Genomic DNA, 26606 nt, shown 5'->3' on the forward strand with positions numbered 1-26606 from the left:
GATGACGCTTCGTCTCGCGACCGACGGGATCCACGGGCACTTCCAGCCGTGATCACAGGCTTTCACCGGGGTCTCCCGATCGTCCCTGCCGGAAAGACACGACCCTCCGAATCCCGCGAACGGGCCTCAGACGTGTGCCGGACGTGGACCGGGTCACCGATGACGATCAGATGGAAGAGCCTTTCGGCGTTGTGCGCGGGAACCCGGACGCATCCGGACACCGGGCGGACCGGTTGGATCGCAGGCGCCGGCGGGGCCGGTGAGGTCGGCGGAGACGGGAAGACCCGCGGAGACGGGAAGACCGGCGGAGACGGGGGGATCGGCGGAGACGGGGGGATCGTCGCGGCCGGACGGACCGGCCGTCGCCGATCCCGGAAGAGCGACGGCGGCGGAATCAGGCGGGCCGGGCGGAACGACCGGACGGGGTGGGGTGACAAGGCCGCACCGGCCGGCGGGATCGGGGAAACCCATGGAGCCGGGAAACCCCACGGGGTCCCGGCCGTCCCAGCGTCGCCTCCGACGTCGTCCGTGAGGCTGACCCCGGTGTCCGCTCCGAGATCGTTCTTGAAGGAGAGCGTTTCGTAGGTCGATATCAACGGGTCCGCCGTCTGGCGCGGGGCCCGCTTGGTGACGTGGAAGTCCCCCGCCGGAGTGGTCGTCCCGGTGCTGTAGCCGTACCGGCAGAAATACCTCCCGGCGCCGGTGGAGACGTGGGAGATGAGCGCGGGGCGGGCGTCGTGGTAGACGGTGAGGAGCTGGCGGCGCAGGTCGATCTCGATCCGTCGGTCCTCCCCCTCGGGGACCAGCGGCGGCAGCCGGCGCGGGGCGGCCAGCGCCCGCCAGGTCTCCGGTCCGACCTCGTCCCGGGGCGTCAGTTCCTGGGACTTCTGGAAAGCCCAGACCGCGGCCTGGGTCTCCGAACCGTAGTAGCCGTTGACCAGACCCGGTGAGAACTTCAGTTTCCGCAGCCGTCGCTGCAACTGCTCCACGACCTTCGAGTAGTCGCCGAGACGCAGGGTCGGATTGTCGGCCGCCCCTGGGGACGCGGGCCACATCAGGCCCGCGGACACAATGATCGTTCCCACCAGATACTTGATCACATGGCGATAAGTACCCGGTCGGCCGGAAGCGGCCATGGCGGAAAGCGCAAAGAATCAACCCGGCCATGGGTGGCCTGGATTCATCGTGGGTAAGGATCGGGCCATGCACAGAGTCGTCGTGCTCGCTCTGGACGGTGTCATCCCCTTCGAGCTGGGCATCCCGGCTCGGGTCTTCGGCCTGGCCCAGGATCCGGACCACGAGCCGCTCTACGAGGTGATCACCTGCACCGTCGATGGCGGCCCGGTCCGCACCGACGCCGACTTCGCGATCTCGGTGGATCACGGAGCCGAGGCGCTGGCCACGGCGGACACCGTGGTGATCCCGGCCACGCACGCGCTCGAATCGATCTCCGCCGAGGGGCGGCTTCCCGGGCCCCTGGCTGAGGCGATCGACCTCATCCGGCCGGGCACCCGCCTGGTCTCGATCTGCACCGCCTCCTACGTGCTCGCGGCGGCCGGGCTTCTCGACGGCCGCCCGGCGACCACCCACTGGATGCACGCCGAGCACTTCCAGAAGCTGTTCCCGCAGGTCGTCGTCAATCCCGACGTGTTGTTCGTGGACGACGGGGATGTGTTCACCTCGGCCGGAGTGTCCGCCGGGGTCGATCTATGCCTGCACATCGTCCGCCGCGACCACGGCAGCGAGGTGGCCAACCGGGTGGCTCGGCGGTGTGTCGTCCCGCCGTGGCGCGACGGCGGCCAGGCCCAGTTCATCGAACACCCGATTCCCGAGCCGTCCACCGCCACCACCTCCGCGACCCGGACCTGGGCGCTGGAACACCTGCACCGGCCGCTCCCTCTCGCCGAGCTGGCCGCTCACGCGCGGATGAGCCGTCGCACCTTCACCCGGCGTTTCCGCGAGGAGATGGGCCTCAGCCCGGGCCAGTGGCTCATCATGCAGCGGTTGGAGCTGGCCCGCCGCCTGCTGGAGGCCAGCGATCTCCCGGTGGACGACGTCGCCCTGCGGGCGGGGTTCGGCACCGCCGCCTCGCTCCGGCAGCACCTGCACGCGGCCATCGGTGTCTCGCCGATGGCCTACCGCCGCACGTTCAAACCGGTGCAGGACCCGCCCGGCAGTCCCGCGGACGGTACGGCTCGCGGGAAGCCCGCGGGCAGTACGGCTCGCGCCTGACGGCCGTCCGGTCCGGCGGCACGGATCAGCCGTGGCGCAGGTGCTCGCGACTGAGGTCGAGGAGCATCCTGACGTGGCCGTCGGCGAGGCGGTAGTAGATCATCCGCCCGGCCCGGCGGCTGGCCACGATGCCCGCCGTCCGCAGCAGCCTGAGCGCGTGCGAAACGGCGGTGTCGCTGACCTCCACCGTCTCGGTGAGGTCGCAGACGCAGAGTTCCCCGGCTTCGAGCAACGCGTACAGGAGCTGGGCCCGGGTCGGATCGCCCAGCAGCCGGAACAGCTCGGCGAGTTGGACGGCCTCCTCCGCGGTGACAAGCCGGTCTCGTGTCGCCGCCACCTTGGCCTCGTCCGGCTCCATGGTGGTGCAGGCGTCAAGACCGGCAACGACGTCCATGGGGAAACTCCTGAACAAGTGCTCAAATGATAATGAGTATCGTATCAAGCACTTCGCCATGGCCGCGGGTCCAAGAAGGGCCGAGAACCGCCGTGGCTCTCAACCGATCTTCAAGATCGTCGTCGGTGCGGCGTTCACCTCCCGCCGAGCAGCCCGGCCCTGCGCCACAGCAGTCTGCCGGGTCCCTTGATGAGCCCCAGCCCGCCCATCTCGGCCACGACCTTGCCCGCCGCCCACGCGAGGGTCCTGCGGTAGTGCGGGTTGCCGGCGGCGACCTTGCGCGCCCGCCTCGGATCGAGCCCGACGGCGGCGTAGACGCCGGGGTGGATCAGGCGGGTCGTCGCGAGATAGACGGCGCCGCCGAGGATCAGCCGGTGGTAGGCGCGGGCGAGCGGCCCGGCCGCCGTCCACTGGCGGGCCAGTTCCTGCTTGGCGTAGCGGATGTGCCGGGCCTCCTCGATCACGTGGATCCGGGAGACCTCCCGGGCCAGCGGTTGCAGCGAGTCGTCCGCCATGGCCTCGCGTTGCAGGGCGTCGAGGACCTCCTCCACGAAGAGCGCCCCCGCGAATCCGGAGATCTGCCGGAGCGTCAGAACCGACCCCCGGCCCAGGACCCGGGCGATCCGATCGGGGCCGTAGGCCGGGCATCCGAACTTCTCGATCATCCGGGCGAACATCACCGAGTGGCGGGTCTCGTCGCCGATTTCGGTCAGCGCGTACTGGACGTGCTTGGTCGTGGGGTCCTGGTCGTAGATGTGCTTCATGAGCATGGGGATGAGCAGGCACTCGAACCAGATGCCGACGCTCGCGATGCTCGCCGTCTCGTGCCTGGTCAGCTCGATCCGCCGCTCCTCGTCGAGCCCTTCCCACAGCGCCGTGCCGTACAGGGAGGAACGGTGCGGCGGGGAGAAGTAGCGGTTCTCGGCGAGCGGGGCGTCCCAGTCGATCTCGGTCAGCGGGTCGTGGGTGTGCTTCGCCGAGGTGCGCAGGAGTCGCTCGGCGGTCTGCTCTCGGTCCGGGGGCGCGATCGTCACGGGGAGTCTCCCAACCGGAGATTTACGTTTTCGCCTGAAACGTAAATCGCCAGAGGGTGCCGGTCAACACCTTTCGTTTACATTTCACGGCCGTTCGTAAGCGAAGCGCCCGATCTCCGCCCGCGGGTACGATCGCTCCAACCCCACGGCCGTGACAGGAGCGGAACTCGATGAGCGAAGAGGACATCCGGGAACGGATCCTCGACGCCGCCGAGAAGTGCTTCCTTGAGATCGGGCTGAGCACCCGGATCCACCGCCTCATCGCCGAGCGGGCGGCGGTCTCCCGGCCCACGGTCTACAAGCACGTCGGGGACCAGCAGGCGATCCTGGACGCGCTCCTGCACCGGGAGGTCGGCCGATTCCTGAACATCGCGCGCCCCCTGCTCGAACGGCCCGGCCCGGTCAGGGAGCAGCTGGCCGACCTGGTGGCCTTCAGCGTCACCTACGCCCGGCGCCACGCCCTGCTGCGCAAGATGCTCCTGGAGGAGCCGCAGGTGGTGCTCCCCCGGTTCACGATCAACGCCGAGCCGTTGATACGCCTGGCCGTCGACGCGACGGCCCCCTCGCTGCGACGGGCCTTCGCCCAGGCGGGTGTCGCCGACCTCAGCGTCGACCTGGTGATCGAGTGGGGTGTACGGCTCATCCTCTCCCTCATCACCACGCCCAGCCTGACGACCGACCTCGACGACCCCGTCGAACTGCGCCGCTCCATCGACGTTCTTCTGCGCATCGGTCTCATCCCGCCCGCATGACCGGGACAATTGCCCGCCTTTTCGATACATTGCGCGGACATGGGGAGACTTGACCTTATTTAGGGGGATCGATGAAAGCCCGGATCACGGGCGTCGCCACGTATCTGCCGGAACGGACGTTGACCAGCACGGAGGTGGAGCGGCAGATCGAGGGATATGTCCCCTACCGAGGCGTCATCGAGCGGCTGACGGGCATCCGGTCCCGGTATGTCGCCCGCGACGACCAGCAGGCATCCGACCTGGCGGCCGAGGCCGTCCGCAAGCTCGATCACACCGACGCCGACCTGCTGATCTTCGCCTCGGCCTCCCAGGACATGGTCGAGCCCGCGACCGCGCACATCGTGGCGGCCAAGCTCGGCCTGTCGTGCCCGGTGTTCGACATCAAGAACGCCTGCAACAGCATGATCAACGGGATTCAGGTGGCCGAGGCGCTGATCCTCTCTGGAGCGCACCGCAGGGTGCTGGTCTGCTCCGGCGAGGTCCCGTCCCGGGCGATCCGGTGGCGGGTGAGGGACCGGGCGCAGTTCGTCGACTCCTTCGCCGGTTACACGCTGTCGGACAGCGGGGCCGCGGTGCTGGTGACCGCGGACGCCGAGCGGGGCATCTTCTACCGTGACTTCTCCGCCGACTCCACGGCGTGGGCGATCGGCACCCTGCCGGGTGGCGGTTCGGCACATCCGCGCGACCCCGAATACTCCTACTTCCGGGGCGACGGGCGGCGGCTGAAGGAGGCCTTCGAGCTGATCGGCCCGGACATCTTCCTCAACGCGCTCAAGCGCACCGGCCTGAGCTGGGACGACTTCGCCGTCGTGGCCGTGCACCAGGTGGCGCTGCCGTACCTGGACTTCCTCGCCAGGGCGCTGGACATCCCCGAGGAGAAACTCGTGATCAGCCTGCCCGAGCACGGCAACTGCGCCTCGACCACGCTGCCGCTCCAGCTCACGCTGGGCGGCTGGCAACCGGGTGACCGGGTGGCGCTGCTCGGCCTGGGCGGCGGGATCAGCACGGGCGTGATGCTGGCGGAGATGTGATGGACCTCTGGGTGATCGTTCCGGCCTACAACGAGGCCGGGGGCATCGAGGCGACGCTACGGGCGCTGGCCGAACAGGACGACCGTGACTTCACGCTGGTCGTGGTGGACAACGCGAGCACCGACGGCACCCCCGAGATCGTCCGCCGGCACGGCGTCCAGGTGATCACCGAGACCAGGAAGGGCACCGGTGCCGCCTCCGACACCGGGATGCGCCACGCCATCGCGCACGGCGCGACGCACCTGGCCAGGACCGACGCCGACTGCCTGCCCCGCCCCGACTGGGTGCGCAACATCCGGCGCGCGTTCGGCGACGGCCTGGAGATGGTCGGCGGCCAGCTCCGGCCCAGGACCGACGAGTTCCGGCTCAAGTTCTGGGAACGGCGGTTCATCCCGCTGGTGATCGAGGTGGCGGCGACGTTCGGCCGCTACCGTCCGGGCAACCGGGATCCGCTCTACAAGGGCCCCTACGTGATGATGCCCGGCGCGACCCTGGCGATCACCTCCGACCTCTACGAGCGGGCGGGGGGCTTCCCCAGGACCGCGATCGAAGAGGTCCACGAGGACCGCGCGCTGGTCAACCGGGTGCGCAAGCTGACCTCCGCCTACGCGTCCCGCCGCGACGTGGTGGTCTTCGGTTCGGTACGGCGGCTGCGCGCCTACGGCCTGGCGGGCACCCTCGCCTGGTACGCCGACCACCACTACCGCCCCGAAGTGATCGACGTCCGATGAACCACGAGGCCCGGCTCTACCTGGCCGCGCACCCTTTCGCCTACCCGCTCATGCGGCTCCTGGCCCGCCTTGGCCCCGTGGTCAGGATCCCCGGCCTGGGGGTCGTGGTGAACGACGCCGCCACCGCGCGTGCCGTACTGATGGACGACCGGTTCCGCAAGGACGGCCCCGGGTCGCCCGGCGACCTGTGGACACCGGTGCTCGGCCCTTCGGTGCTGCTCAACATGGAGGGGCCCGGCCACCTCGCGCTGCGCCGGAAGCTGATGCCGCTGTTCACCCCCGCCTGCGTCTCGGCGCTGGTCGCCGACGTGCTGCGGGAACCGCTTTCGGAGCTCTCGGCGCGGCTGGGGCGCGGGGAGACGGTCGACCTGGTGGACGCCATGCGGGTGATGGCCGGGGCGGTGATCTGCCGCGTGATCGGACTGGGTGAGGTTTCCGAGGCGCGGGCCAGAGAGCTGTTCGCGGACGGGGAGCGAGTCGTCTCGATGGTCTCGCTGCGGTCCCGGCGGCTGACGGACCGGCAGGTGGCGGTCGCGCGGCGGGTGCTGGACAAGATCGGGGATATCGCGCAGGCCGCCTACGAGGCCGAAGACGAGTCCACGGTCATGGGCCGGATGCGGGCGCAGGGGCTGTCGGCGGCCGAGGCGAGAGGTGCGGCCGGCGCGTTCTTCCTCACCGGCACGGAGACGGTCGCCACCTTCGTCCCCCGGCTGATCGCCCTCCTGCACGACCATCGGACGCGGGTGGACGACCTGGACCGGGTCATCGAGGAGGCCATGCGGATCACCACGCCGACACCGGTGATGCTGCGCTCGGTGAGCGCCACGGCGCGGGTCGGCCGGGTGACGGTACGGCCCGGCGACAGGGTGCTGATCGTGACCCACAACTGCGCCCGGGCACACGGCCCCTTCGACCCCTCGCGAAGGCATCCGCCCGAACTGCGCCAGCTCTGGTTCGGCGCCGGTCCGCACTTCTGCATCGGCTACCCGCTGGCCCTGGCCGAGATCCGAGCGGTGGCCTCGGTCCTGCTCTCCCACAACGTGCGTGTCGTACGGCGGCGCGCTGCCAGAGGAGTCCTCATTCCCACCTACGAACACCTGTGGATCACCGCGGCATGAGCGACGTCATCACCGGGATCATGACCGCCGCCGAGCGGGAGCCCGAGCGGACCGCCCTCATCGACGGCCGCGGCCGGAAGATCACATACGGGGAACTGGCCCGCAGGGTGCGCGCGGTCCGCGACGCGATAGCCGGAGGGCCCGGTACGGAAAGCCCGCCACTACCGGGGAACGGCACGGAAAGCCGATCGCGGCCCGGGAACGGCACGGCAAACCAGCCACGGTCAGGAAACGGCATGGAAAGCGGGCTGCGGCCGGGGGACGGAGTGCTGTTCGCGGTACGGCCGGGCGTGGACGCGGTGGCGCTCGCGCTGGGGGCGGTGGCCGCCGGTGGGACGCTCGTGCTCGCCGACCCCGGCCTGGCTCCCGAGGTGCTCGCCGCCCGTATGACGGCCACCCGGCCGAAGTGGGTGGTCGCCGAGTCTCTGCTCTACACCCTGAGCGGCCCGCTCAAGGGCCTGGCCCGCCGGCGCGGCCTGCTCCTGCCGAACCTTCGTGATCCCCTTCCCGGCCGGCCGGTCCGCCATCTCTTCACGGGCCCCTGGCTGCCCGGGGTGCCCCGAGGGGCCCTGCGCCTGTCACGGATTCTCCGGTCGCCCGGCTCGGTCCCTCCCTCTGTGCACCAGCCGTACATCCCGCCGGACAGCCCGGACGACGGCCTTGGCGGAAACCCAACCACCAGCACAGGCGGGAGCCCAACCACCAGCACAAATGACAACCTGACCGCCAGCCCGGATATGTCCGGCGCTGACGCGCCGGACATATCCGAAATTTCAGCAGATCAGCCAGCTGCGGTGATCTTCACTTCGGGGACCACCGCTCGTCCACGGGGCGTGGTGCACACCCGGGGGTCGCTGGCGGCGGGGCTGGCGATGTTCCAGAGCGCGTTCCCGCTGGGCCCCGGTGACATCGTACACACCGACCAGCTGATGCTGGGGTTGCCCGCACTGCTGGCCGGGGCGACCTGGTCGCTGCCCGGGGGTGGAGACCTCGCCGAAGAGCTGGCCGAAAGGAGGGCCACCCATACTTTCGCCGTCCCGGTGCACCTGGACAGGCTACTCCGCCAGACGCCCAGACTCCCCGGGACGCTGCGCTACCTGCTGCTCGGCGCGGCCCCCGCGCCCCCGGCCGTACTGCGCCGGGCGATCGAGGCCGGTCCGGAGGTGCTGTCGGTCTACGCGATGACCGAGGCGCTGCCGATCGCGATCGCCTCGGCGCGGGAGAAGCTGGCCCAGGCCGACGGAGACCTGCTCGGGGCTCCCCTTCCGGGAGTCGGCGTCCGGATCGCGGACGACGGCGAGCTGTTCGTCTCCGGGCCCCACCTCGCCCAGCGCTATCTCGGGGAGGATCCGCTGGAGGAGATCGCGACCGGAGACCTGGTCCGTCTCGAAGAGGGCAGGCTGGTCCTGCTCGGCCGGAAGAAGGACATGATCCTTCGCGACGGGGTCAACATCTACCCCGGCCTCTACGAACCCGCCGTCGCCGCTTTGCCCGGGGTCGCCGAGGCCGCGATCGTCGGGCTGGCCGACCCCGAGACCGGGGACGAGGAGGTCGTGCTGGCCGTCGTTCCCGCCGACGGCTACGACGAGGGCCTGCTGAGGAAGGCCCTTCCGGCGATCGTGGACGCCGCCGCTCTTCCCGACCGTATTGAGCCCCTCGACGCCTTCCCCCGCTCCGGCCGCGCCGACAAACTCGACCGCGCCGCCCTCCGCGGCCTGGTCACCCGCCGTGCCTGAGAACCGGGATCGCCGCGGTGGCACCTCGAAGGCCCCGCAGGGCGAGAACGTGACGGTGCCCGGCCGCCCCCGGGGCGGAAGCCGGGAAGACGACACAAGGACGGGGACACCGGAGACACAGGAGGCATGGTGAGAGTCGGAGTCACCGGGGCTTCGGGGTTCGTGGGCGGGGCGGTCTGCCGGGCGGCCGTGGACAGGGGATGGAAGGTGTCCGCCTTCGGCAGACGGCCGTCAGTGGAGGACGGGCACGTGGGCGGCGCGCCGTACACGTCCTGGGATCTCCTGGCAGACAGGCCAGAGCTGCCCGAGGTGGACGTGGTGATCCACTGTGCCGGGAGCGTCACGGATTGGGGGCCGCCGAAGGAGATCTGGGCGGCCAACGTGGAAGGAACCCGCAACGCGGTGGCCGCCTTCCCCGGAGCCAGGTTCGTGCATGTGAGTACGGCCAGCGTCTACGACCCTTTCCGGCCGACCGTCATGGCCACCGAGGACACGGCTCCGGTCAACCGGTATGTCAACGCCTACGGCGCCTCGAAGGCCGTCGCCGAGAGAGTCCCGGGAAGAGCGGTCATCCTGCGGCCACACGCCATATACGGCAGGGGAGACACGACCCTGCTCCCCCGGGTCCTCGGTGCGGTCCGGGGAAAGAGGCTCCTCGCCGTGGGAGACGGGCGGCAGCGGATCAGCCTGACCTCGGTGGACAACCTGGTCCAGGCCTGCCTGCTCGCCGCCGCCGGTCCCGTCGAGCACGGCGTCTTCAACGTGACCGACGCCGAACCCGTCGTCCTCGACGACGCCCTGCGTGCGATCCTCGGGGAACGCGGCATCGGCGCCGAGCCGTACTATCTGCCCCTCAAGCTGGCCGAACCCCTCGCCGTAGTCGCCGAGACCGCGTTCCGGCTGCTCGGGCGCCCGCGCCCGCCCCGGCTCACCCGCTATGCCGTGGGTCATCTGGCCGTGGAGCGGACCCTCGACATCACCGCCGCCCGCGACCGGCTCGGGTTCCGGCCGACGGCGACGTCGTTCGAGGGCGCCGCCAGCTGGTGATCATGAGGCTCCGGCACGGCGACCGCCCAGGAGACGGGCCGTACGGGAACAACCGTACGAAACCGCGCCGTATCGAGAACGGGCTGTGGCGGAGAACGCTCGAGAAGTGCGACTCGGACACGCATGCCTTCGCTCAGGGTGCCGTTTCCGTCCCGAGGAGACGCGCGGGGGAAGTTCGGCTGCGCCGGACGATGAAGATCGTTGCGGCCAGGGTCAGGCCGGCGGCGAAGAGCACGCGCAGGCCGATTTTCAGGAATCGGGACAGCGCGTCGAACATCGCGTTCGCGGCGTCGGCCGAGAGTCCCTCGCCCGTGAGGCCGGGCAGGTAGGCGATACGGACGACGACCAGGACGACGGCCAGCACGACCATGCTCGCGGCCAGGCCGAGACCTGCGCCGATCAACGCGATCTCCCGATCCGGCGCCAGGAACACCCCCGCCGCGAACAGACTCATGGACAGGACCGGCAGCACCCACCGCAACGCGGTCAGCCAGGACAGCACGGTCTGCGCCTTGACCAGGGCCTGCGAGGAGGGCAGCTCGATCGTGGGGTGCAGGTCGGGGAGGCGCGAGGGTTCCATCCCCCGCCTGACCAGGTCGTACACCGGGGTGAGGTCGAAGCTGACGGGCCTGTTCCAGACGAGGGGACGGCGGCCGCCCGCACAGGACAGGAGCGCGCAGAGCTGCCGATGAGCCCTCCGGTTGACGTTCGCCCAGGCGACGGGGAAGTCGTTTCCGTCGACGACCGCATCAACTTCCTTGCGGATGAGGTCGTTGATGGGCGAAATCGATCTTTTCGGCATCGGCCGTATGATCGCGCCGCTGACACGGTCCGCGATGGCGTCCCGAATGGCTGGATTCCTGGCCAGCGGAGCCATGTTCTCGACGTACTGCTCGGCGTCGGCAACCTCGTCCGCCGCCCAGAACCCGACGAGGGCGAGCGGGGCGAAGACACAGCCAAGCACGATCAGGACCGAGCTGACCACTCTCCGCACGGCACCTCCCCCGTCAACCTTACCCAGGAACCCCTGCCCTGACCTGCAGAAACACGCTATATATCCTTTTTGACCGCGATTTGAAGAGAGCAACCACCGAATCGGCGGTCTTCGCCCACCGAACTTTGACCGGACTTCTCCGCGCGTCGCGCAGCCATATAGAGGATTCATCCGGAAACCGTTACTAACCTGTGACACGTGCAGCTCAGGGACAGGGGATGGTTGAAGAGATGGCAGGTAAACAGGGTCGTCCGAGCACGGGATTGAGCCTGGCGCTGACGCTGGGTTCAGCCGTTCTGTGGGGCCTGGCTCACCTGTGGGTCGGCCGCCGCGTGACGGGCGCCATCCTGATGGGGATCTACGTGACCCTCGTAGCGGCGATCGCGGCCGTCCTGCTCGGCGCCACGCCGGACCTGCTCTCCCTGGCCGTGCAACCGGCCTGGCTGTGGATCTTCGCGCTGTCCGCGATACTGTTCGCCGCCGCGGCGGTGGCCGTGATCATCCGCTCCTACCAGCTGGTCCAGCCGGAGTCACTGTCCAGACCCGCCCGCTACCTGTCCGCCCTCGCGGTGGGCATGGTGTGCACGCTCGTCATCGTCCCGATGGCCTACGCGGCCCGGCTGGCCTACGTCTCCCAGCACGTGGTGACCTCGGTGTTCGCCGCGGAGACCAGCCCCATCCCGGTGGACACGTGGAGAGGCCGCCACCGGGTCAACCTCCTGCTGGTCGGCGCGGACGCGGCGGCCAACCGGGTGGGCGTGCGCACCGACAGCATGACCGTGGCGAGCATCGACACCGGGACGGGCAACACCGTGCTGTTCGGCCTGCCCCGAAACCTGGAGAACGTCCCGCTGCCGAAAGGTCCGGCCCGCGACCGCTTCCCCTACGGCTTCGAAGGAGAGTCGACCTACACCCCGGGCCTGCTCAACGAGATCTTCCAGTACGCCGAGGACCACCCCGAGATGGTCCCGGGCATCGCCAAGGGCCACCGTGGCCCGACGCTGCTGAAGCAAACGATCAGCGGCATCACCGGACTCGACGTCACCAACTACGTGATGGTCGACATGTTCGGCTTCGCCGAGATCATCGACGCGATGGGCGGCGTGAAGGTCTCCGTCAAGGATCCCATCGTGTACGGCAGGCAGAACGAGGGCCTGATCCGGGCGGGCACCCGCAGGCTGTCGGGTGAGGAGGCGCTCTGGTTCGGCAGGGCCCGCACCTACAGCGACGACTACGTCCGGATGGGCCGACAGAAGTGCCTGATGAACGCCGTCGCCAAACAGGCCGACCCGGTGACCGTCCTCAGGAGTTTCGAGAAACTGGCCGACGCCACGATGCACGCGGTCTCCACCGACATCCCGCAGACGCTGCTGCCCAACCTGATCGACCTGGCCGGGAAGGTCAAGGACGCGAAGATCGTGAGCTACCAGTTCGTTCCCCCACTGATCAACACCGGTGACCCCGACTACGACCTGATCAAGCGCAAGGTCGCCGCCGTCCTGGAGAAGACCGCCTCCGCCTCCTCCAGCCCCGCCAAGAGTGCCAGGAGCACCAGAAGCGCCAGGAAGAGCGTCCGGGCGAGCCTCACCAACCTCGACTCCGCCTGCGACTGACACTCCGGGGCCGACGACCTTGTCCCACGCTCACAGATAGCCGCCGTTGACACGCAGGACCTGCGCGTTGACCCAGGACGCCTCGGGGCTGAGCAGATAGACGATGGCCGCGGTGACCTCCTCGACCTCGCCGAGGCGTTGCAGGGGGACCTGGGCCGCGAAGCGCTGCAGGTCCTGGTCGGTCTTGCCGGCACGGAACGTCGGGGTGTCCAGCAGGCCCGGGGCGACGGCGTTGACCCTGACGCCGCGCGATCCGAGTTCCTTGGCCAGAACCCGGGTCAGCGCCTCGACACCGGCTTTGGCCGCCAGGGTCAGGCCGAAGCCCGGGATGCCGACGGTGACGGCGGAGGAAGAGACGTTGACGATGCTGCCGCCGGGGCGCAGGCGGCCGGCGGCCTCCTGCATGCCGTAGAGCGAGCCGAGAAGGTTGACACCGATCTGCTCGGCGACCAGGGCGTCATCGCTGTCGGCGATGGACCGGACCGCGCTGACGCCCGCACAGTTGACCAGGGCGTCGATGCCGCCGAACGCCTCCTGCGCGCGGTCGAACAGGGCACTGACATCAGCCCGGCATGTGACGTCCGCCCGGACGGCGATCGCCGCACCGCCGGCCTGCTGTATCCCGGCGGCGATCTCCGCGGCTTGACGGCCGCTGCGGTGATAGGCGACGGCCACGTTCCAGCCCTGACGCCCCAGGCGTTCGCACACACCGCGGCCGATGCCGGAGGAACCGCCGGCCACAATCACTGTGGTTGTCATGGCAACCAAGGGAACCACAGGCGTGGTTGCCATGACAACCTATGCTGGTGCCATGAACCCACTCAGCAGCGACGACCTCGCGGTATGGCACGCCTGCAAAACCCTGGGCATGGTGGTCACCCGCCGCGTCGTCACGGACATCACCGCCGGCACCGGGCTGTCCGGTGCCGACTATGGCGTCATCTACCGCCTGGAAGCCCATGGCGGGAGCATGGGCCAGCAGGCCCTGGCCGACTCCATGCACCTGACCAAGGGCGCGATGTCCCATCAGCTGACCCGCATGACCGAGCGCCGCCTGGTCCAGCGAGAGAAAGGACCGACCGGCACCAACGTGGAGCTCACCGAACATGGACGCGCCATGCTCCACCAAGCCCGGCCGGTCCACGCCAAAGCAGTGCGTGAACACCTGCTCGACCGGCTGTCCCCTCAAGACCGCCACGCGCTCCTGCGCATCGCAGCGCTTCTCACCGGCCGGCAGACCGAGCAGGCCTCGACACCGCACACCGGCGAAGCGGCTACGACCTCGCTGATACGGGCGCCGGCGCAGTAGGGGGATCAGCGCGATGCACCGGTCGAGCGCGGACTGACGATCAGCGCGTCGCGTTGCGCGGAGCTCAGGCGGTCAGGCCTCGGGGCGATGGCGTACACGCCGCGCCCGACCTGCTCCACGGTGAGCGGGTCGGAGAGGATCGGACGACGGCTGATCGCGTCCAGGGCGCCGGCCGCCCGCTGGATGGGCCAGTCCAGTGCCGTGGCGAGGTCGTCCACGGTGAGTGGCCGAGCGGCGTACACCAGCGCGGCCAGCACCGTCAGCGCGTCGCGCACGACGGCGTCGGTGAGGCCGCTGTCGTTCATCTGCTCGCTGATCCAGGCGAAGAACTGAGCCATCTGGCTCAGCCGGGTGCCGGCGGACGTGCCGGAGCCGAAGATCTCGATCCCGTGCCGCGCGGCCGCCGCGACCTCGGCGTGTGCCCCGGTGTCGGCTTTGAACGCCCGGAGCCAGACGTCGTCGTCGATGACGTACCGCTCGCGGCGGCCGGCATCCTGTGTGCGCCTGACCAGCTCGATCTCCTCGAGATAGCCGATGGCCTTGGACACCGACGCCGGGCTGACCTGCAGCCGGCGTACGAGCTCGGCGGACGTCAGGCTCCCGGAGCCGGAGGTGAGCAGGCAGACGAACACGCGAGCGGGCATCCGGGGAAGGCCGGTCCCGACCAGCAGCGTCGCGAACTGCTCCACGAAACCGCGCACGGACTCGGCCGGCCGCTCGTCGGCCGGTGGCTCCGTGGCCTGAACCGGTCTGCGGCGGCGGGCGCGCCGCCCGGCGGCCTGCTGGGCGGGGTCGGCCAGGTAGCCGCCGGGCGCGCTGTTGCGTGCCACTTCGCGGCTGATCGTGGACGTGGGCCTGCCCAGCCGCCGGGCGATCTCGGCGTATCCCAGCCCTTCGGCCAGCCAGATCGCGATCTGCCGGCGATCCTCGTGGGTCAGCCTGCTTCCGGGCATCGGCTCGCCCTCCTGTCGGTTCGGGTCCACGGGTGCGTTCACCAACAGTACATTGCAACGACTGGTTGGCGTGGATTGCATTTATCAACAATGCTGTTGCAACGATTGGCGTGAAAACCCAGTATTTCAAGCGAATCATTGAGACTTGTCGTTGACGTGACTTGAAATGCAACGTAGCTTTTTCTCGCTTGGAAAGGATCGGGCGAGACAAGGAACTCCTTATGGCAAGAGCGTTGGATGTGACCCGGATGCGAGCTCGCGTCTCCGAGCTGCTCGCGGAATACCGGATTCCGAGTGCCGCGATCGGCGTCCTCCACGACGGGGAGATCACCGACTTCGCGGTCGGCGTCAAGAACATCTCCACGCGGGAGCCCGCGAGGACCGACACCATCTACCAGTGCGGCTCCGTATCCAAGACATGGACCGCCCTGGCCTTCATGCAGCTCGTCGACGAGGGGAAAATCGCCCTGGACGAGCCGGTGCGGACCTACCTCCCTGATTTCCGGGTCGCCGACCCCGGCGTCAGCGCCAAGGTCACACCTCGCCATCTCCTCGACCACACCAACGGCATCGAGGAGGACTACGGAGATCCGGGCGAGGACGACGACGTGTACGAGCGCATGGTGGAGAACATCGCCGGCGCACGCCAGGTCCACCCCTTGGGCCACACTCACGGCTACAGCGCGGCCCTGGGCTGCGCGATCCTCGCCCGAATCATGGAGGTGATCGACGGCAAGCGGTGGGACGACATCATGAAGGATCGTCTGTTCGACCCCTTGGGACTGACTTCGACGAGCAGCCGGCGTGAGCACGTGGACCAGGGTCGGGCCGCGACCGGATACCTGATCAGATCCCTCGAAGAGGGACCCATCCTCTCACCGCTGGGTCACCTGCCGCGCTCCTTCGGCCCCGGAGGCAACGTCAGCACGACAGCCCGGGAATTGCTCACGATGGCATACGTCTTCCTTAACGAAGGAAAGGCGCCGAACGGGACCAGAATCGTCTCACCCGGCGTCATCCGTGAGATGACAGAGTCGCGGGTCCCCGTACCTGACCCATACATGTTCGGGCCGGAATGGGCACTCGGCCTCATCGTGTGCGATTGGCACGGCCAAACCGTCTACGCCCACGACGGCAGCACAGTCAGCCAGAGCGCCCGCCTGCGGATCCTGCCGGAATCGAACATCGCCGTCTCGATGCTGGCGAACGCCGGGCCGCGCGACAGCTTCTACCGGAAGGTGTTCAACGAAATCCTGGCCGACCTCGGCGCGGTCACGATCCCCGACCTGCCGGAGCCCGACCCGACCCTGGCCCTCGATCTGTCCAGGTACGAAGGCTCCTACGAACGCCCCGGCACCCGCTACGAAGTGGCGGCCGACCACGGGAAGCTCCATCTCAAATTCACCCTGAACCCCATGGAGGCGCAATTCCTCAATAAACCAGAACAGCTCGACTACGAGCTGCTCCCGATCAGCGAGACCCATTTCTTGATGCCTTCGGACGGTCCGCTCGAGGACCCTCAGACCGTCGCGATCTATGACTTCAAGAATGGTGCCGCACAGTATCTTCACACAAATTGCCGAGTAAATCCGAGAGTCAATGAGGAGGGTGCCACGATGCACGTCATGGCTGTTTCCACGATTTCTGACAACGATGGTTTCTGGGATTCCCTGAAGAAGGCGTACGGCCGGCTTCCCAAGGGTGCCAAGTGGACGCTGGCGGTGGCGAGCACCGACGGGGCCAAGGCGGTGAACGTCATCGTCCATGACTCGATCGACGGCGTCAGGAGCTTCTTCGAGGATCACGCCGGCCCGTTCGCCACGACGGAATACTTCGAAGCCGACGCGTCCAACGCGGTCGGCCTCCCGGCGACATAGCCGCTCCTTGCACTGCCGTCCGCCGAAGCCGCGATGGCGGCGCATCATTCGGATCCATGCGACCGTTGCGCTGGTGGCAATGAGGAACGCAGCATCAGGCGGGGTCGTGGCGGGTCAGGGGATGAGGGAGACCTCGGGGAAGCGGGCGTCGGGGGCCTCGAACAGACGGGTGGGCTTCTTGCCCAGGTGCAGGTCGAAGAAGGCCGCGATGTAGGCGCGCTGGGCCGACACGGACCGGCCGGGATCGATCGTGCCGACGAAGTCGGCGACGGGCACCTTCGGCAGCGTCGCCGCGATCTGCGGCAGCAGCGCCTGCAGGTCGGTGAACGAGCCGTGTGCCGCGCCCTTGAAACGCAGCTCCCGTTTCCAGCCGGTCGAGGCGTCCCAGAAGGACTTCCAGCTCGGTTCGCTCGCCCGGGTGTGCGCTTCGGCCGCCAACTGCAGGAACGGCTTGGCGACGCCGCTGTTGGCGACCGGGCCGACGTAGCCGCCGTCGAGGTTGACACCCGCGTCCACGCGTCGGTCGTCGTGGACGAGCTGCGCCGCCACCGACCCGCCGAGGGACTGACCGAGCGCTCCCACCCGGGACAGATCGGGGGCGCCGCGCAGCCCGGCGGGCAGCTGTGTGTGCCTCTCGCCGAGGCCGAGGCCGAGGCCGTGTCCCAGGGCGGCGATCTGGTCCAGGACGAACCGCATGTCCGCCAGACGCGCCTGTGAATGCCGGGCGAGCAGCCTGGCGATGACGCGCGGGGTCAGCTTCTTGGGCAGAGGCAGGGCGCGCACGAGCCGCCCGCCGGGGAACTCCACCTGGTCGGCCTCGTAGGTGTGGTCCACGGTGACGACCAGGTAGCCGCGGGAGGCGAGGTCCTGGACCAGGGTGGTGCCCAGGGTGCGCGGCCCGCCGTCCCCCGCGCCGAACAGCACGACGGGCAGCTTGCCCGCGCGGCGGTCGACCGGCGCGCCGAGGCGGGCGTGGGTGGGGGTGGCGGCCCAGCTCACCGCGCCCGTCGCGATGCCCATGGGCGGTGCGGAGTGGCGGTCCCAGTCGGCCGCGGCCAGGGCCGCCATGTGGGGGACGGCGGGCAGCGCCTGACCGGTGTCCTTGGCCGGGTACCACAGGCTGACCATCAGCTCCCGGTAGGGCTTCGACCTGACCAGTGGGTCGGGGCGCGACCGGTCGACCAGGCGCACGGCGAAGGTGCCGACGGGGTACGGCCCGGTCGGCGCAGGCAGGGCCATCGTGACGCGGTACCCGGTCGGCGCAGGCAGGGCCATCGTGACGCGGTGCCCGGCCCGCGCGTGATGGGCCAGGGCAGCGGGGGCGGCCGTGGCGGGCGCGGCGGGCGCGGCGGGCGCGGCCAGCGCCAGCCCGGCGGCCGCCGCGGCGATCGTGGTGAAGGACATGTGAGGCTCCTTGCAAGCTGCGGATTCCTGCGTCCGACGAGGCTGGCAGCGGGGCGCGGCCCCGGGCCAGCGGCATACGGCTGACCCCCGCCTGCGACTTCTGGCTGAGGTGCCCGGATGTTCATCCTTGAGGAGGATGGGGAGCGAACCCGCAGGACAACTAGGGTGAGCGGCATGAAACGAGGCGACCGCCCGGTGGCCTGTCTCGCAGCGCTGACCGGACGGTCGCCCGTACTCACCGACGCGCTGACGGCAGCCGTGATCTTTCTTGCCACGCTCGGACCTGGCCAGGTGCTGGCACGCGGCGAGCCAGGGCCGCTGCTGCTTCAGGTAGCCCTGGTGGTGCCCCTGGTGTGGCGGCGACGCGCGCCGCTCACGGTCTTCTGCGCGATCGGCGCCGCGGCCGCGATCCAGTGGGCCGCCGACGTGCAGCTTCCTGCCGACGCCGCGCTGCTGGTCGCTCTCTACACCGTGGCTGCGCGCTGCCCGTGGCGGCAGGCCCTGATGGCCGCCCTTGCACTGGAGGCCGGGGTGGTGCTGGCCGCGGCGCGGTGGGCGCCGCCGGGCCAGTTCCCGTTCACGGTGGCCGCGCTGACCGCGATGGCCGCCGCCGCCCTCACCACGGGCCTGTGGACGCGGGCACGGCGGGCGTACGTCACCTCGCTGGAACACGACCGCGAGCAGCGGGCACGGCTCGCGGTCGCCGAGGAGCGCGCACGGATGACCCGTGACATGCACGACATCGTCACCCACAACCTCTCGGTCATGGTGGCCCTGGCCGACAGCGCCGCCTACGTACGGCACCGCGCGCCGGAGCAGTCGGCCGCCGCGATGGAGCAGGTCGCCGATATCGGACGGCAGGCACTGGAGGACATGCGCCGTTCCCTCGGCACGAGCGAAGAAAGCCAAGCGGGCAAACCTCGCCGGACAGGCGAACCCGGCCGTACAGGCGAGTTCGGTGAACAGGCGGGCGCGCTGCTCCGCCCGGCGCCCGGGATCGCCCAGCTCGGCCCCCTGGCCGACCGGATGCGCGCGGCCGGGCTGCCGACCCGCCTGCAGGTGGCCGGTGACCCCGAGGCGGTCCCCGCCGCCGCTCAGCTCACCATCTACCGGCTGGCCCAGGAGGCACTGACGAACACGCTCAGGCACGCGCCAGGCGCGACGGCCGAGGTCCGCGTCCACCTGACGCCGCGGCGCGCCGATGTGAAGGTCACCGACGACGGCCGCCCCGGGCGGACGGCAGACGAGACGCCGGGGCGGGGCCTGGCCGGGATGCGCGAGCGTGTCGCCGCCTACGACGGGACCCTGCACGCCGGTCCGGTGCGCGGCGGCGGCTGGCGGGTGGCGGCCAGCCTGGACCTGACAAGCAAGGGTGCGGTGTGATGATCCGGCTGCTGATCGCCGACGACGAGTCGTTGCTACGCCTGGCCTTTCGCATGGTGTTCGAGGCCGAGCCGGACATGGAGGTGGCCGGTGAGGCGGGCGAGGGCGAGGAGGCCGCCCGGATGGCCCGGCAGTTGCGCCCCGACGTGGTGCTGATGGATGTGCGCATGCCCGGCCTCGACGGGATCGAGGCCACCCGCAGAATCGTCAGGGACTGCCCCCGCTCGCGCGTGCTCATCCTGACCACCTTCGACCTGGACGAATACGCCTTCGCCGGGTTGAAGGCCGGGGCCGCGGGCTTCCTGCCGAAGAACACCCGGCCCGCGGAGTTGCTGAGCGCGATCCGTAACGTGGCGGCGGGCGAGGCCGCGCTGTCCCCGCGGGTCACCCGCCGTCTGCTGGAGAAGTTCGCTCCCCAGCTCACGCCCGGCGCGCCCGAGCGCGACGAGCGGCTGGCGCAGCTGACCTCCCGCGAGCATGAGGTGCTGGTTCAGGTGGCGCGCGGGCTGTCCAACGCCGAGGTCGCCGCGGCGCTGCACCTGGCCGAGGCCACCGTGAAGACGCACCTCAGCCGCGTCCTGCTGAAGCTCGGGTTGCGTGACCGCGCGCAGGTCGTGGTCTTCGCCTACGAGAGCGGCCTCATCCGCCCCTCGACACTCCACGACGCCTGACGCCGGGACCTCCGCCAAGCCCATAACAGGCTACGTGCACCTTGCGTTGAGCTACCTTTCAGCACCTCATACGCGGTCGACCAGCCGGTCGGCATGGCGTCGATCACGAACACGACGAAGAACGCCGGCGCCCGCTAGAGCGGGCCATCAGACAGGCACCAAAGTTATGCGTTCACCGCACAGGACGGACATGTCATCGACGTCGGAGGTGAGCATGACAACAGGGCCGGGCTGATGGCGAGCCGTGACGGCGACCATGGCGTCGATGGCGTATTTGTGGCCGTGCAGCCCCGTGTCCAGCAGGAGTTGAGCCGCCTCCTTGAAGCGTTCGACACTGAGCGGCTCGATGACGAGTTGCGACAGCACATAGTTCAGGCGCGACCGCTTGATCCCGCCGTGCTGCACCTCGATCAAAGTGGCTCCACTGATCACACGGCTGGCTCCGCGATCCAGGGCTGATCGCACCAGGTTCATCACCGCGCGATCCTGATCCATATAAAGCGACAGTCCTTGGGAGTCGAGCACAAGGGTGCCCCCACCGCTCTCTACCCGGCGGCCCGCCATCCCGCCTCCCGCCGCTCGGCGGACGACCAGATGTCCGTGGCCGTGCGCTTCTCGCTGTTGCTGAACGCCCCGTGCTCCCGCTCGTACTCGTCCAAATATGAGGCCGTCGCGCGGTTGCGCAGATGTTCTTCCACCGCCGCCGCGACCAGGGCCGACACTCCTCGATTCCCCACCATTTCGCGAAGCGCATGGACCGTGCCCTCCGGCAGGGACACGCTGATCACCTTCGCGGGACCCTCGCCTATACCCGGCGTGCTCTCTTCCGCAGTCACACCTCAGTTTAACAATCGATTTAGCAATCCGGCGGCCGAATCACAGGAGTCGCGGCGCGGAGGTGACGGAGGCGGCACGGGCGAACACGGGGTGGTAACGATGAAGCGTTCCCGACGATTCCTACTTGACAGGTAGGCATAGGCGGTTCTTTTATACATATAACCGATCCATTTAGTAGGAATTAGGAGTAGTCATGAACGCTCGCAGGGTCCGCGGGGTGGTGGCCGCACTGGCCGCGCTGGCGCTGACGACCTTGGCGACCGCCTGCGGGGGCTCGGCGACTACGGGGGCGGGGGGCGCCACCGGCGGCGGGGACAAGCTCGCGGAGGTCCGGCTCGGATACTTCCCCAACATCACCCACTCCACGGCACTGGTCGGCGTGGAGAAGGGTCTATACGCCAAGCATCTCGGCGGGACCAAGCTCACGACCAGCACCTTCAACGCGGGCCCGGCCGCGATCGAGGCGGTCTTCTCGGGCGCGATCGACGCCGCCTACGTCGGCCCCAACCCGGCCATCAACGCCTGGTCCAAGTCCAAGGGCAAGGCGATCAAGATCGTCGCCGGTGCGGCCTCCGGCGGCGTCTTCCTGGTCGTCAAGCCCGAGATCAACGGGGTCGAAGACCTCAAGGGCAAGAAGATCGCCACACCGCAGCTCGGCAACACCCAGGACGTGGCCCTGCGCTACTGGCTGCAGGAGAAGGGCCTGAAGGCCGACACCAAGGGCGGCGGTGACGTCAGCATCGTCCCGCAGGAAAACTCCCAGACCCTGCAGACCTTCGCCACCGGCGACATCGACGGCGCCTGGGTGCCCGAGCCGTTCGCCAGCCGCCTGGTCCTGGAGAGCAAGGGCAAGATCCTCGTCGACGAGCGTGACCTCTGGCCGAACAAGCAGTTCGTGATCACCCACCTGATCGTCCGTCAGGAGTTCGCCGCCGAGCACCCGGAGACGGTCAAGCAGCTGCTCGAGGGGCACGTCGAGGCCAACGCCGCGATCAACGCCGACCCCGCCGACGCCGCCAAGACCGTCAACAGCGCGCTGGAGAAGCTGAGCGGCAAGCCGCTCAAGCAGGAGGTCCTCGACAGCGCGTTCAAGAACATCACCTTCACCAACGACCCGATCGCCTCTTCGCTGATCGGCAGCGCCGACCACGCGGTCAAGGTCGGGCTGCTGCAGCCGGTCGACCTGAACGGCATCTACGACCTGAAGTCCCTCAACGAGATCCTCAAGACCAAGGGCCAGACAGAGGTCGTCGACAAGTGAGCCGCTCCATCCGAACCGTCCGGGAGGGCAAGTGATAGCTCCGCTCAAGGAGCGCGCGTCCAGCCGGGCCGCGGGCGACACGTCCGCGGTCCGGCTGGACGGCGTCTCCAAGATCTACGGTCAGGGAAAGAACGGTCTCCTGGCCCTCGACAACGTCTCCCTGTCCGTCGAGCCGGGCGAGTTCGTCTGCCTGCTCGGCGCCTCCGGCTGCGGCAAGAGCACGCTGCTCTCGCTGGTCGCCGGGCTGGACAAGCCGACGGCGGGCCGGATCGGCACCGAAGGCCGCAAGATCGCCATGATGTTCCAGGAGCCGGCGCTGTTCCCCTGGCTCACCGTCTCGGCCAACGTCGAGATGGCGCTGCGGGTCCAGGGCGTGGCCAAGCGGGAGCGGCAGCGCAAAGCCGCCGAGTTCCTGGAGATCGTCCACCTGGGCGGCTTCGGCGCCAAGCGCCCGCACGAGCTGTCCGGCGGCATGCGCCAGCGGGTCTCCCTGGCCCGCGCGCTCGCCCAGGACGCGGACGTGCTGCTGATGGACGAGCCCTTCGGCGCGCTGGACGCGATGACCCGCGACCTGCTTCACGACGAGCTGGAGCGCATCTGGAACGAGCGCGAGCTCAGCGTCCTGTTCGTCACCCACAACGTCCGGGAGGCCGTACGGCTCGGCGACCGGGTGGTCCTGCTCAGCAGCCGCCCCGGCCGGGTCGTCGAGGAGTTCCCGGTCACACTCGACCGGCCGCGCCGTACCGACTCGGCGGAGGTCGCCGAACTCGCCGGCGTCGTGACCGGCCGGCTGCGCGAGGAGGTGATGCGCCATGGCCGTTGACCAGATGACCTCCGACGCCCATGCCCGGCAGCTGGCCGGTCTCGACGCGCTGGAGCTGGGCGGCGGTACGCGCCACGGGATCGCCTCCCGCGTCTGGAGCCGCCTCTGGCCGATGGCCCTGGCGATCGGCATGGTGCTGGCGATCTGGCAGGGCGTGGTCTGGGCCGGGTTCTGGCCGGAGTATGTCTTCGCCGGGCCCGTCGACGTCGTTCCGGTGCTGGTCGAACGTCTGGGCAGCGCCGAATACTGGCAGGCCATCGGCGTGACGATGCGCCGGGCGGTCACCGGCTTCGCCGTCTCGGTGCTGGTCGGGCTTTCCGTCGGCGCCCTGGTGTCCCGGGTCCGGGTGCTGAGGGCCGCCTTCGGCTCGCTGATCACCGGCCTGCAGACCATGCCGTCGATCGCCTGGTTCCCGCTGGCCATCCTGCTGTTCGGGTTGACCGAGAGCGCGATCACCTTCGTGGTCATCCTCGGCGCCGCGCCGTCCATCGCGAACGGCCTGATCGCCGGGGTGGACTACACGCCACCGATCCTGCTGCGCGCGGGGCACGTGCTCGGCTTCCGCCGTCTCCAGCTCTACCGTCACGTGATCCTGCCGGCGTCACTCCCGTCGTTCCTCACCGGGCTCAAGCAGGGCTGGGCCTTCGCCTGGCGCTCGCTGATGGCCGGTGAGCTGCTGGTCATCATCGCCCACCAGTCTTCGCTGGGTGAGCGGTTGTTCTTCGACCGCGAGCTGGCCGACTCGGCGGGCCTGCTCGCCACGATGATCGTGATCCTGGTCATCGGTATCGGTGTGGACCTGCTGTTCGAGACGGCCGACAATTCCCTGCGCCACCGCTGGGGTCTCCAGCAGGTGCGCAACTGACGGATATGCGGATCTCCGCCAGAACCCAGTACGCGCTGCGAGCCGCCGCCGAACTGGCCGCCGCACCGCCCGGACCCGTGCCCGCCGAAAAGATCGCCGTAGCGCAGAACATTCCCCGGAGGTTCCTGGACAACATCCTGTTGCAGTTACGGCGGGCCGGGATCATCCACAGCCAGCGCGGCCCCGAGGGGGGTTACTGGCTGGCCCGGCCCGCGGAGGAGATCACTCTGGCAGATGTGATCATGGTGGTCGAGGGCATCCCCGAGCACTCCCGGCGCGACGACTACCCGGGGGTCGCCAGGCCGCTGGCCGATGTGTGGAGCGCGCTGCACGAGCATGAGGAGACCCTGCTCACCGAGATCACCCTCGCCCACATCGCCAAGGACGCGCTCCCCTGACGCTCGCCCCGGCCCGCGAGTTTCGCCGTGACTTTCCGTACGATGCGTATTACGGGGTGGATATAAAGGGCGAAAGGGGACACCGATGGCCTTCAAGCCGAGCGATCCGGGCCCGACGGTGAGGCGGCGCCTGCCCGTTCAGGAGGAGCCTGCCACCGGAGCCTGCCCGCTCGGCACCTGACCCGCCGCCGTGAACCCGCCCTCCGGGAGCGTCCCCTCGCACCCGCCCCCCGGGAGGGCCCCCTCGCGGCTGAAGCGGTGGGAGCGGATGAGCGAGGTTCCGCTCATTCTCGCCTCCCTGGCCTTCCTCGCCGCCTTCGCGGTCCTGACGCTCGCGCCCGGCCTGCCTCCCGGGTGGGTGGCGACGTGCCGGACGACCCTGCTGGGCACCTGGCTGCTGTTCGCGGCCGACATCACCGTACGGCTGGCGCTCGCGCCCGACCGCCGGGCGTTCCTGCGGCGCAACTGGCTGGCCCTGCTGACCCTGGTCGTGCCCACGCTCCGCCCGCTGCTGGTCGTAGGCGTGCTCGGCAGAGCGTCGATCCGGCGCCGGCCACACGGGCTGGACTTCAACACGCGGGTCGCGGCCTACGCCGGTCTCACCACCTTGCTGCTGGGACTCACCGCGGCCCTCGCCGTACTCAACGTGGAGCGCGCCGTGCCGGGGGCGAACATCACCGGCTTCGGCGACGCCGTGTGGTGGGCGGTCAGCACGATCGCCACCACGGGCTTCGGCGACACCTATCCCGTCACCGGCAAAGGCCGGCTGATCGGCGGAGTCCTGATGCTCGGCGGCGTCTGCCTGCTCGGCGTGGTCGCCGCCTCCTTCGCGTCCTGGTTCGTCTCCCGCTTCGGCGAGGAGGCCGACGCCCGGGAGGCCGAGACCCTCCGCCTGCTCAACAGCGCGTTGGAGGAGCTCCGAGATCTGCGCCGGTCAGTGGAACGGCTTCAGGCCGGCGAGTCCGGCGAGTCCGGCGAGTCCGGCGGCTCCGGTCACGGCCGGTAGCGGCCGCGCGATCCACCCGCTGGCGGTCGGCCCTCGCCCATAGCGGCCACGCGTTCTCACCGAGCGTGGCATGATAATCACTCGCAGAGGTTGCAATGGTTTTCATAATCAGATTGGATCGTCGTCGTGAGGGTGGCATTCGTCGGTAAGGGCGGCAGCGGCAAGACGACTCTGTCGGCGCTGTTCGCGAGATACACAGCGAGCCGGGGCGGGCCTGTGACGGCGATCGACGCCGACATCAACCAGCACCTGGGCATGGCTCTGGGCATGGCCGACAGCGCGTTGCCGCGCCCGATGGGCGCGCACCTGACAGAGATCAAGGAATATCTGCGCGGGGACAACCCGCGCATCTCCTCGGCCTCGGCGATGGTGAAGACCACTCCGCCAGGCCGCGGCTCGCGACTGCTGTGCCTGGAGGAGCCCGACGACGTCATCCACGCGCGCTTCGCCGTCGCCACCCCCGACGGGCCACGGCTGATGGTGACCGGCCCGTTCAGCGACGACGACCTGGGGGTGGCCTGTTACCACTCCAAGGTCGGCGCGGTGGAGCTCTATCTCAACCATCTGCTCGACGGCGCCGGCGAATACGTGGTGGTGGACATGACCGCCGGAGCCGACTCGTTCGCCTCGGGGTTGTTCACCCGCTTCGACCTGACGCTCCTGGTGGCCGAGCCGACCCGGCAGGGAGTGAGCGTCTACCGCCAATACCGCGACTACGCGGCCGACTACGACGTGCCGATCGCGGTGGTCGGCAACAAGGTGCACGGCCCCGGCGACGTGGAGTTCCTGCGTGAGCAGGTGGGCAAGGATCTCCTGGTCTGCCTGGAGCACTCGGCGGCGATCCGCGCCATGGAGCAAGGGCGCCCGTTCACCCTGGAAGACCTGGAGCCGGCCAACGTCAGGGCCCTGGACAAGATCCTGAAGCATCTGGACGCCCAGGAGAAAGACTGGGAGCGGTTCGGCCGCCAGGCCGTGCAGTTCCACCTCCGCAACGCGGAGGCCTGGGCGAACAGGGCCACCGGGCAGGATCTCGCCGCCCAGGTCGACCCGGACTTCGTTTTCGGACCCACACGAGTGTCGCTCCTGCGCTAGATGGAGCGCTCATCGGGCCCGACCTAGTGTCTGAATGATCCCCTT

The 26606-nt window shown here is 69.4% G+C and carries 27 protein-coding genes; 18 read left to right on the plus strand and 9 right to left on the minus strand.

Going from position 1 to position 26606, the window contains the following annotated elements:
- Nucleotides 1-62: 62 nt before the first annotated feature.
- Nucleotides 63-1100 (minus strand): peptidoglycan-binding protein, encoded by a 1038-nt coding sequence (locus ACFY2X_RS03660; RefSeq protein WP_389931782.1) that lies wholly within the window; start codon nt 1098-1100, stop codon nt 63-65.
- Between the two features lie 103 nt (nt 1101-1203).
- Between ACFY2X_RS03660 and ACFY2X_RS03665 the strand changes: the two genes are divergently transcribed.
- A complete protein-coding gene (locus ACFY2X_RS03665; protein ID WP_389931786.1) occupies nt 1204-2232 on the plus strand; it encodes a GlxA family transcriptional regulator in 1029 nt (342 codons plus the stop codon).
- 25 nt (nt 2233-2257) lie between these two features.
- Here the strand turns inward: ACFY2X_RS03665 and ACFY2X_RS03670 are convergent, their stop codons facing one another.
- The gene (locus ACFY2X_RS03670; protein ID WP_389931789.1) at nt 2258-2626 is read right to left on the minus strand and encodes an ArsR/SmtB family transcription factor; all 369 of its coding nucleotides are present in this window, start codon (nt 2624-2626) and stop codon (nt 2258-2260) included.
- A gap of 134 nt (nt 2627-2760) precedes the next feature.
- Nucleotides 2761-3660, minus strand: coding sequence for a diiron oxygenase (locus ACFY2X_RS03675; protein ID WP_389931793.1), 900 nt, complete (start codon nt 3658-3660; stop codon nt 2761-2763).
- Nucleotides 3661-3830: 170 nt separating this feature from the next.
- Between ACFY2X_RS03675 and ACFY2X_RS03680 the strand changes: the two genes are divergently transcribed.
- The 6 genes from ACFY2X_RS03680 to ACFY2X_RS03705 all read left to right on the plus strand — a co-directional run bounded on the left by ACFY2X_RS03680 (nt 3831) and on the right by ACFY2X_RS03705 (nt 10075).
- Nucleotides 3831-4412 carry a TetR/AcrR family transcriptional regulator gene (locus ACFY2X_RS03680; protein WP_389931796.1) on the plus strand — a complete coding sequence of 194 codons (582 nt, stop codon included), beginning with the start codon at nt 3831-3833 and terminating at the stop codon, nt 4410-4412.
- Between the two features lie 71 nt (nt 4413-4483).
- A complete protein-coding gene (locus tag ACFY2X_RS03685) occupies nt 4484-5443 on the plus strand; it encodes a 3-oxoacyl-ACP synthase III family protein (protein WP_389931799.1) in 960 nt (319 codons plus the stop codon).
- The gene (locus tag ACFY2X_RS03690; RefSeq protein ID WP_389931802.1) at nt 5443-6174 is read left to right on the plus strand and encodes a glycosyltransferase; all 732 of its coding nucleotides are present in this window, start codon (nt 5443-5445) and stop codon (nt 6172-6174) included. Before ACFY2X_RS03685 ends, ACFY2X_RS03690 begins: the two co-directional genes overlap by 1 nt.
- Nucleotides 6171-7292 (plus strand): cytochrome P450, encoded by a 1122-nt coding sequence (locus ACFY2X_RS03695; protein ID WP_389931805.1) that lies wholly within the window; start codon nt 6171-6173, stop codon nt 7290-7292. Before ACFY2X_RS03690 ends, ACFY2X_RS03695 begins: the two co-directional genes overlap by 4 nt.
- On the plus strand, nt 7289-9028 hold the full coding sequence (locus ACFY2X_RS03700; protein ID WP_389931807.1) for a class I adenylate-forming enzyme family protein: 1740 nt from the start codon (nt 7289-7291) through the stop codon (nt 9026-9028). The genes ACFY2X_RS03695 and ACFY2X_RS03700 overlap by 4 nt, the downstream gene beginning before the upstream one ends.
- 126 nt (nt 9029-9154) lie before the next feature.
- Entirely contained in the window at nt 9155-10075 is a 921-nt protein-coding gene (locus tag ACFY2X_RS03705; RefSeq protein ID WP_389931810.1) for an NAD-dependent epimerase/dehydratase family protein, read from the plus strand.
- 133 nt (nt 10076-10208) lie between these two features.
- Here ACFY2X_RS03705 and ACFY2X_RS03710 read toward each other — a convergent pair whose 3' ends face one another.
- On the minus strand, nt 10209-11069 hold the full coding sequence (locus ACFY2X_RS03710; RefSeq protein WP_389931813.1) for a hypothetical protein: 861 nt from the start codon (nt 11067-11069) through the stop codon (nt 10209-10211).
- Between the two features lie 230 nt (nt 11070-11299).
- Here ACFY2X_RS03710 and ACFY2X_RS03715 point away from each other — a divergent pair, with 230 nt between their 5' ends.
- The gene (locus tag ACFY2X_RS03715) at nt 11300-12682 is read left to right on the plus strand and encodes an LCP family protein (RefSeq protein ID WP_389931815.1); all 1383 of its coding nucleotides are present in this window, start codon (nt 11300-11302) and stop codon (nt 12680-12682) included.
- Nucleotides 12683-12712: 30 nt separating this feature from the next.
- Here the strand turns inward: ACFY2X_RS03715 and ACFY2X_RS03720 are convergent, their stop codons facing one another.
- On the minus strand, nt 12713-13441 hold the full coding sequence (locus ACFY2X_RS03720) for an SDR family NAD(P)-dependent oxidoreductase (protein ID WP_389931816.1): 729 nt from the start codon (nt 13439-13441) through the stop codon (nt 12713-12715).
- Nucleotides 13442-13493: 52 nt separating this feature from the next.
- Between ACFY2X_RS03720 and ACFY2X_RS03725 the strand changes: the two genes are divergently transcribed.
- A complete protein-coding gene (locus tag ACFY2X_RS03725) occupies nt 13494-13991 on the plus strand; it encodes a MarR family winged helix-turn-helix transcriptional regulator (protein ID WP_389931819.1) in 498 nt (165 codons plus the stop codon).
- A 5-nt stretch (nt 13992-13996) separates the two neighbouring features.
- On the opposite strand, the gene ACFY2X_RS03730 is transcribed toward ACFY2X_RS03725, so the two are convergent.
- A complete protein-coding gene (locus ACFY2X_RS03730) occupies nt 13997-14986 on the minus strand; it encodes a helix-turn-helix domain-containing protein (protein WP_389931822.1) in 990 nt (329 codons plus the stop codon).
- A gap of 206 nt (nt 14987-15192) precedes the next feature.
- Here ACFY2X_RS03730 and ACFY2X_RS03735 point away from each other — a divergent pair, with 206 nt between their 5' ends.
- Nucleotides 15193-16821, plus strand: a complete 1629-nt coding sequence (locus ACFY2X_RS03735; RefSeq protein WP_389932334.1) for a serine hydrolase — start codon at nt 15193-15195, stop codon at nt 16819-16821.
- Between the two features lie 114 nt (nt 16822-16935).
- Here ACFY2X_RS03735 and ACFY2X_RS03740 read toward each other — a convergent pair whose 3' ends face one another.
- Nucleotides 16936-18225, minus strand: a complete 1290-nt coding sequence (locus ACFY2X_RS03740; RefSeq protein WP_389931825.1) for an alpha/beta hydrolase family protein — start codon at nt 18223-18225, stop codon at nt 16936-16938.
- A gap of 174 nt (nt 18226-18399) precedes the next feature.
- Between ACFY2X_RS03740 and ACFY2X_RS03745 the strand changes: the two genes are divergently transcribed.
- Together ACFY2X_RS03745 and ACFY2X_RS03750 are read left to right on the plus strand one after the other, a co-directional pair.
- On the plus strand, nt 18400-19608 hold the full coding sequence (locus ACFY2X_RS03745) for a sensor histidine kinase (RefSeq protein ID WP_389931828.1): 1209 nt from the start codon (nt 18400-18402) through the stop codon (nt 19606-19608).
- The gene (locus ACFY2X_RS03750) at nt 19608-20279 is read left to right on the plus strand and encodes a response regulator (RefSeq protein WP_389931831.1); all 672 of its coding nucleotides are present in this window, start codon (nt 19608-19610) and stop codon (nt 20277-20279) included. Before ACFY2X_RS03745 ends, ACFY2X_RS03750 begins: the two co-directional genes overlap by 1 nt.
- A 147-nt stretch (nt 20280-20426) precedes the next feature.
- Here ACFY2X_RS03750 and ACFY2X_RS03755 read toward each other — a convergent pair whose 3' ends face one another.
- Nucleotides 20427-20774 carry a type II toxin-antitoxin system VapC family toxin gene (locus ACFY2X_RS03755; RefSeq protein WP_389931833.1) on the minus strand — a complete coding sequence of 116 codons (348 nt, stop codon included), beginning with the start codon at nt 20772-20774 and terminating at the stop codon, nt 20427-20429.
- Nucleotides 20775-20824: 50 nt separating this feature from the next.
- Nucleotides 20825-21058 carry a hypothetical protein gene (locus tag ACFY2X_RS03760; protein ID WP_389931835.1) on the minus strand — a complete coding sequence of 78 codons (234 nt, stop codon included), beginning with the start codon at nt 21056-21058 and terminating at the stop codon, nt 20825-20827.
- A gap of 251 nt (nt 21059-21309) precedes the next feature.
- Here ACFY2X_RS03760 and ACFY2X_RS03765 point away from each other — a divergent pair, with 251 nt between their 5' ends.
- The 6 genes from ACFY2X_RS03765 (at nt 21310) to ACFY2X_RS03790 (ending at nt 26561) form a co-directional block, all read left to right on the plus strand.
- Entirely contained in the window at nt 21310-22377 is a 1068-nt protein-coding gene (locus tag ACFY2X_RS03765) for an ABC transporter substrate-binding protein (RefSeq protein ID WP_389931837.1), read from the plus strand.
- Between the two features lie 31 nt (nt 22378-22408).
- Nucleotides 22409-23200, plus strand: coding sequence for an ABC transporter ATP-binding protein (locus ACFY2X_RS03770; protein ID WP_389931839.1), 792 nt, complete (start codon nt 22409-22411; stop codon nt 23198-23200).
- Complete coding sequence (locus ACFY2X_RS03775) at nt 23190-24065, plus strand: ABC transporter permease (RefSeq protein WP_389931841.1); 876 nt, start codon at nt 23190-23192, stop codon at nt 24063-24065. The genes ACFY2X_RS03770 and ACFY2X_RS03775 overlap by 11 nt, the downstream gene beginning before the upstream one ends.
- Before the next feature lie 5 nt (nt 24066-24070).
- Nucleotides 24071-24463, plus strand: coding sequence for an RrF2 family transcriptional regulator (locus tag ACFY2X_RS03780; RefSeq protein WP_389931843.1), 393 nt, complete (start codon nt 24071-24073; stop codon nt 24461-24463).
- Nucleotides 24464-24731: 268 nt separating this feature from the next.
- Complete coding sequence (locus ACFY2X_RS03785; protein ID WP_389931845.1) at nt 24732-25469, plus strand: potassium channel family protein; 738 nt, start codon at nt 24732-24734, stop codon at nt 25467-25469.
- A gap of 126 nt (nt 25470-25595) precedes the next feature.
- Entirely contained in the window at nt 25596-26561 is a 966-nt protein-coding gene (locus ACFY2X_RS03790; protein WP_389931847.1) for an ATP-binding protein, read from the plus strand.
- Nucleotides 26562-26606: the final 45 nt, after the last annotated feature.

Origin of the sequence: Streptosporangium sp. NPDC000396 (assembly GCF_042898655.1) — a bacterium.
Classification (GTDB): Bacteria; Actinomycetota; Actinomycetes; order Streptosporangiales; family Streptosporangiaceae; genus Streptosporangium.

Bases quoted from the DNA above. Each gene is read 5' to 3' on its own strand.
- ACFY2X_RS03665 (WP_389931786.1), top strand. From the start codon at position 1,204: ATGCACAGAGTCGTCGTGCTCGCTCTGGACGGTGTCATCCCCTTCGAG.
- ACFY2X_RS03670 (WP_389931789.1), bottom strand. From the start codon at position 2,626: ATGGACGTCGTTGCCGGTCTTGACGCCTGCACCACCATGGAGCCGGAC.
- ACFY2X_RS03680 (WP_389931796.1), top strand. From the start codon at position 3,831: ATGAGCGAAGAGGACATCCGGGAACGGATCCTCGACGCCGCCGAGAAG.
- ACFY2X_RS03685 (WP_389931799.1), top strand. From the start codon at position 4,484: ATGAAAGCCCGGATCACGGGCGTCGCCACGTATCTGCCGGAACGGACG.
- ACFY2X_RS03690 (WP_389931802.1), top strand. From the start codon at position 5,443: ATGGACCTCTGGGTGATCGTTCCGGCCTACAACGAGGCCGGGGGCATC.
- ACFY2X_RS03695 (WP_389931805.1), top strand. From the start codon at position 6,171: ATGAACCACGAGGCCCGGCTCTACCTGGCCGCGCACCCTTTCGCCTAC.
- ACFY2X_RS03700 (WP_389931807.1), top strand. From the start codon at position 7,289: ATGAGCGACGTCATCACCGGGATCATGACCGCCGCCGAGCGGGAGCCC.
- ACFY2X_RS03705 (WP_389931810.1), top strand. From the start codon at position 9,155: ATGGTGAGAGTCGGAGTCACCGGGGCTTCGGGGTTCGTGGGCGGGGCG.
- ACFY2X_RS03715 (WP_389931815.1), top strand. From the start codon at position 11,300: ATGGCAGGTAAACAGGGTCGTCCGAGCACGGGATTGAGCCTGGCGCTG.
- ACFY2X_RS03720 (WP_389931816.1), bottom strand. From the start codon at position 13,441: ATGACAACCACAGTGATTGTGGCCGGCGGTTCCTCCGGCATCGGCCGC.
- ACFY2X_RS03725 (WP_389931819.1), top strand. From the start codon at position 13,494: ATGAACCCACTCAGCAGCGACGACCTCGCGGTATGGCACGCCTGCAAA.
- ACFY2X_RS03735 (WP_389932334.1), top strand. From the start codon at position 15,193: ATGCGAGCTCGCGTCTCCGAGCTGCTCGCGGAATACCGGATTCCGAGT.
- ACFY2X_RS03740 (WP_389931825.1), bottom strand. From the start codon at position 18,225: ATGTCCTTCACCACGATCGCCGCGGCGGCCGCCGGGCTGGCGCTGGCC.
- ACFY2X_RS03745 (WP_389931828.1), top strand. From the start codon at position 18,400: ATGAAACGAGGCGACCGCCCGGTGGCCTGTCTCGCAGCGCTGACCGGA.
- ACFY2X_RS03750 (WP_389931831.1), top strand. From the start codon at position 19,608: ATGATCCGGCTGCTGATCGCCGACGACGAGTCGTTGCTACGCCTGGCC.
- ACFY2X_RS03755 (WP_389931833.1), bottom strand. From the start codon at position 20,774: ATGGATCAGGATCGCGCGGTGATGAACCTGGTGCGATCAGCCCTGGAT.
- ACFY2X_RS03765 (WP_389931837.1), top strand. From the start codon at position 21,310: ATGAACGCTCGCAGGGTCCGCGGGGTGGTGGCCGCACTGGCCGCGCTG.
- ACFY2X_RS03775 (WP_389931841.1), top strand. From the start codon at position 23,190: ATGGCCGTTGACCAGATGACCTCCGACGCCCATGCCCGGCAGCTGGCC.
- ACFY2X_RS03780 (WP_389931843.1), top strand. From the start codon at position 24,071: ATGCGGATCTCCGCCAGAACCCAGTACGCGCTGCGAGCCGCCGCCGAA.
- ACFY2X_RS03785 (WP_389931845.1), top strand. From the start codon at position 24,732: ATGAGCGAGGTTCCGCTCATTCTCGCCTCCCTGGCCTTCCTCGCCGCC.